A 4,984-nucleotide genomic window follows, 5' to 3' on the forward strand; every position below is an offset into this window, starting at 1 on the left:
AAACAAACGACAGCATCCTATGTCGGTTAAGCGGACGCTGAGTGTATCGGGTCCGCTGGATTAACGGATAACATGGACAGAACAGGGAGCATGCCGGACCACGCGAGCTGCTGTCGATCCTAGGAAGTAATCCGTCAATCCCGGTCGATGAGAGGTGATCACGATGCACTCGAACTCGTACTCCACCGCGTAGTCGACAATAGCGCTGCCCGCGCGCCCGCTTATAACAACCGGCTTGGCATCTAAAACACCACCAAGCTCTGCTTTCAACTCGGTTTCAACTTCCGATATCCGAACCTTACTGTGGCTCTCCGGGAGGTACTCATCCACGTAACTCGGCATCTTCTCGATTACATTTAATACGGTCACGACCGCGCCTTCATCGGAGAGCAAACGAGCGACATCAAGCGCAGCTTTGAAACTACGTGAATGATCAAGGGCAACAGGAACAAGTACCTTCTTATACATAGCCAAACTCCTTTTCTGCGGAGAATTCTAGCACATGCGCGGCGTCTTTAACTTGACCTAGGTCACGAAAATTCGGTGAGACCTGCCGCTGTCCGTTCGTTGGGTTCCATCCCATGAATCCAAAAGTTACTTTCGATCTAACTCAAGGCGAACCAATTCTAGCGGTCTTTAATGAAGCGACCTACCCCAAGGAAGGCTTCTTTCAAAAAGGAAGGCTATTGGCCCCGGCGTTCATCAGATGTCGCGTTTAATTTTTGATAGAATACGCTTGATTGCATTGTCAGATTTACCCCCTGTTACAGCTCGGGAGAGGAATTTCGCTGCCTTCATGTCGCGCTGCTTGATGATCATCAAGAGTACAATGAATTAGTGCCCGAGCTTAGGCGCCCTGAGCAGCGGCAGAACGATTAGATCCGTTTATTCGGACACTGCCGCTGGGGCGCATATGACCGAAAGGTCAGCGTGCTGCATCGATAGGCAACAACGGACCACCCTGATCCAGATAGGTCGGATCGAACTGGGCAAATTCAGCAAGCCGATCGTAGTTTTCGAACCCGACAAAGCCATCGCGAAACGTAAGAATTTTAGCTTCGCGCAACTGTCGCAGCACCCTGTTAACGTGGACAGCGCTGAGACCAAGCGCATCTGCCAGAAGGTATTGGGTAATTGGACAGGCAAACCCCTCCCTGCTCCCCAATCCGACCAGCGTAAGTCTCGCACCAAGCTCGAGAAGGAAATGCGCCATGCGTTCCGCAGCGTTGCGACGCCCGACATTTACCAGATGCTCAACCACCATCGCCTCATCACGCGATGCTGCCCACATGACCGCTGTGGCCAGCCGAGGCGTTTGCGAAAACGCCTCCAAAAGGTCAGACCCATCATGAACCGCGGTTAAGGTCCGCAGGGAGACGCTTCTGCGCCAAGCTTCGAAGAGCTACCCGCCGCCTCGGCATCGGGGCCCCTCGCTATTGCGCCAGATGCTCAATGCTACAAAAGTGCGCGTATTTTGCTGCCTCGAGTTCTTTGTTCGCCTTAGTGTCGTTTTTCGCCGTATGTGCTGTCTCAGCGGCGTAATAGTGTTTCATTGCCGAAGCCCTTTTTTCGCCGAAGGGCGCGTTGGTACAGCTGGCTCTAACGGACTTCATCTTCTCTGAAGTTGTGTTGTTGCTGAGTTTCATTGGAGTGTCCTTTCCTGGACGTTCTCACAAAAAAGTGGAGCGACATCGAAACATCTCCTGAGGGGATCTGCTGGGCTCCCGCGCCTCTTGGGTGCTGGTGAATGCAATGCCAGCTGAAATGCTCAGCAGGCATATTTGACCTGTCTAGGGATGCTTGACACTTGCAATAGGGGTGGATGGCTTTCCAACCGGCGCAGGTGATGCAGGTTTCTTTGCAGACTTTGAAGTCGGTTTCATTGAAAAGCTCCTAATCAGGACCGAATGATTCGATCTGTAGGATTAATTTCGCACGCCCTCAAAGATTTGAATAACGAATTTAAAAGAAAGTTGATATCGGATAATCAAATAGGTGAAGAATGGATATAGAACTCGCACGAACTTTTCTTGCGGTTGTTGAAACCGGTAGCTTCTTCAACGCTGCAGGCAAAGTGAATGTCACACAATCTACCGTCAGCATGCGCATCCGCTCGCTAGAGCAGCAACTAGGGCAACCGGTCTTCGAACGTAGCAAAACCGGTGCGACGATGACGGCGGCAGGGCGGAATTTTCAAAGGCATGCCACGACGCTCGTACGAACATGGTCGCAGGCCAAACTTGACGCAGCACTCCCCGCGACACTGCAGTCAGTCCTAGAGATCGGTGCCCCGCCGAGTTTGTGGGATGGCTTTCTGATAGATGCCATTCCAACTCTTAAAGCCAAGATTCCGAACCTGGCTATCAAGGCATCCCTGGCGACCCCGGACTCCTTGGGACCGCAACTTAATGACGGCACGCTGGATCTTGCCATAATGTACCGGCCCCAAAACACATCCGGACTTGCGGTTGAGCAACTCTTTGAAGACGAGTTTGTTCTGGTAAGCAGCAATAAAGACCCCTCGGTCGATCCGTTTGGGGAAAGCTATGTTTTGATCGACTGGGGCTTTGAATTTCGTGCACATCACCTGCTGAACTTCCCACAGTTCACCACACCAAGTCTGCAACTTGGGTTAGGAACTCTAGGGTTGCAGTATCTGCGGACTGTACCTGCGTCAGGATATTTTCCCCGGCGAGCAATCGAGTCAGAAGTTGATGCTGGCTGGTTGCATCTCATTGAAGACGCACCGCGTTTTGCCTACACGGCCTACTCCGTCTTCAGCGAAAGTCAGAGCGACGGAATTGCTGGTCGGGCTGCGCAGTTGTTGCGGAGATATGCGAGCGAGAACTTAAATGTCAGCCGTCGCAAGGAAATACTCTGACGATGCAGCCACCAGCACTGCCTGGAAGGTCCCAATTAAGCCGCTCATATGGGTTCCACTCGCAGCCTGCCCGGCAAAGAAACCACGAGATACGCCTAAAGTGCCGATACGGAACAGGCGCGTGGGTCACCGAACGGCTGCCGTCCACCTAAAGTAACCACTAGGACGTATTGCTGAATACGGGGGGCAGTATCGCCTTTTCGAGCCGGCGCGCACTTGGTGTGGGTCGGACCCGATCCATGCGCTGGACCGCCTTAGTCTGTGCCCTTATCAATTTGATCGTTGCTTGTTAGATCGGCCGTCATGGCCCGATGTGCATCCAACTCAACCTTGTCGGCCGCAAGGGCTGCGGTCTCCGGGGTTGAAGCACGCGCAAACGGTTTCGACTGGAAAGGGCTCTTGTCGTCAGACGCAACGCTAGGCGCGAATTTCAGCCGCACCAGCGCAAAGAGAATAAGAAGAATATGGGCCGTCCCTGTAACCATAAACAGGCTGGCTTCGCCAAATTCTGACATGGCGAAACCAGCGGCTGTTGGCCCAAGGATAGAACCAATACCGTAGACCAGCAGAAGGCCACCGCTGACCTGAATAAACGTGCCAGGAGCGGCGTGGTCATTGGCATGGGCCACGATGATCGGATACATGGCGAACACTGTCGCGCCAAACAGTCCGGCCAGCAACATGACTGCCCATAGACTGACGAACCCACCGAATAAGAAAAGCCCGTCCGCAACCAGGGCGCACAATGCGATCCCAACAAGGACCCACCGCCGATCCAGCTTGTCAGAGGCGTAGCCTATGGGGATCTGCGCAGCAGCCCCGGCAAGGATTGGGATACTGGCAAAGAGCGCGATGTCGCCAAGGTTCAAACCAATTCTGGCTGCGTAGACGGCTGCAAGGGTTCCGAAGGAGGCGTTGGACACCCCCACCATGAGAACAGCAACCACGGCAATCGGCGAGTTCTTCCACAGGGCGCGCATGTTCAGCGAAACGCTGGTCAGGGGAGTAGGTGTCGTTGTCGCAGAAATTGCCGTGGGCAAAAGGGCGAGGCAATATACCATGGCCGCCAGAACGAAGAAGAAATAGCCGTTGGCGTCGCCGAGAGTAAGGACCATCTGGCCCGCAGTCGTCGCCGCAAGGTTGACCATTGTGTAGATACCAAAAACGCGCCCCCTGGATGCCTGGTGCACCCGCTCATTCAGCCAGCTTTCGACGATCATCGCCGCCCCAGCGAAGCAGAACCCGGACCAAGCCCGAACGGGTATCCAGACCCAGGGCGTAATAAGCACAAGCGACAGCAGGACCGCGATTGCAGCAATCGCACACATTGCTCCGAACGCTCTGATATGACCCACGCGTGCAACAAGGGTTGGTGTTCGCAGGCAACCCGCCACATAGCCGATCGCCCATCCCGTGCCGAGAAGACCCAGCGAAGCGGCGGAGAAGCCTTCTGCCTCACCCCGGATCGGCAGGATCAGGCTGTTTACGCCCCCTGCGAACAGCAGGAAGGCTGACCCCAATAAAAGAGCGGCAAGCGGAAAAAGGCTTCTTATCATCGCTGAGGTCTCATAGGTCACACCCTTTTAAGAGTTTTCTAATTCTAGGAACACGGCAAGAACGCGAAGCAATCGGAGGTTCCCGGATCTCTCACTTCAGATGAAACCAAACCGCGAAAGCGTTGCAATATGCTGATGGTGGGCATTGATACAAAAAAATAGAACGTAAGCCCTGTTCACATACCTGAGTTTTGGGCTGATTGCAGCGAGACTTTGCTTTGAGCACAAATTCCCGAATGCCACCGCTCGCAAAACTCGACCTGTTGCGTCAAAAGTGGATGCACAGAAGGTCCAACTCCTGAACCATCAATTAGTCCGGTTTGGATCGGGCTCCAAGCCGCTGGCGAACTCGACGCTAGCGCCTCTAAAGCGGCAGGACTGGCGCGCGGCATATCCCGAAAGATTTCTTCACTGACCCTATTGTTACGCGCTCATAAGATAGCCACATGCTTTGTAATTGGCACTCAGGTGTGGCGAGTGCCAATGGATATCTAAGCACGCCACCCGTTTCCGGAAGTCTCGAAAAGGAGTATTTCCATGATGTTTA

The 4,984-nt window shown here is 53.8% G+C and carries 4 protein-coding genes and 1 pseudogene; 1 reads left to right on the forward strand and 4 read right to left on the reverse strand.

Going from position 1 to position 4,984, the window contains the following annotated elements:
* Positions 1-60: 60 nt before the first annotated feature.
* The 3 genes and pseudogenes from Q1B15_RS20620 to Q1B15_RS20630 all read right to left on the reverse strand — a co-directional run bounded on the left by Q1B15_RS20620 (position 61) and on the right by Q1B15_RS20630 (position 1,646).
* A complete protein-coding gene (locus tag Q1B15_RS20620; protein WP_299757487.1) occupies positions 61-468 on the reverse strand; it encodes a universal stress protein in 408 nt (135 codons plus the stop codon).
* 457 nt (positions 469-925) lie between these two features.
* Positions 926-1,342, reverse strand: a pseudogene (locus tag Q1B15_RS20625) (Crp/Fnr family transcriptional regulator); the annotation flags it as partial.
* Positions 1,343-1,433: 91 nt separating this feature from the next.
* Positions 1,434-1,646, reverse strand: coding sequence for a hypothetical protein (locus tag Q1B15_RS20630; protein ID WP_299757490.1), 213 nt, complete (start codon positions 1,644-1,646; stop codon positions 1,434-1,436).
* A 356-nt stretch (positions 1,647-2,002) separates the two neighbouring features.
* On the opposite strand from Q1B15_RS20630, the gene Q1B15_RS20635 reads away from it, so the two are divergent.
* Positions 2,003-2,881 carry a LysR family transcriptional regulator gene (locus tag Q1B15_RS20635; RefSeq protein WP_299757492.1) on the forward strand — a complete coding sequence of 293 codons (879 nt, stop codon included), beginning with the start codon at positions 2,003-2,005 and terminating at the stop codon, positions 2,879-2,881.
* 254 nt (positions 2,882-3,135) lie between these two features.
* On the opposite strand, the gene Q1B15_RS20640 is transcribed toward Q1B15_RS20635, so the two are convergent.
* Positions 3,136-4,437 (reverse strand): MFS transporter, encoded by a 1,302-nt coding sequence (locus Q1B15_RS20640; protein ID WP_299757495.1) that lies wholly within the window; start codon positions 4,435-4,437, stop codon positions 3,136-3,138.
* Between the last annotated feature and the right edge of the window lie 547 nt (positions 4,438-4,984).

The organism is uncultured Boseongicola sp., assembly GCF_937988555.1.
Classification (GTDB): Bacteria; Pseudomonadota; Alphaproteobacteria; order Rhodobacterales; family Rhodobacteraceae; genus Boseongicola.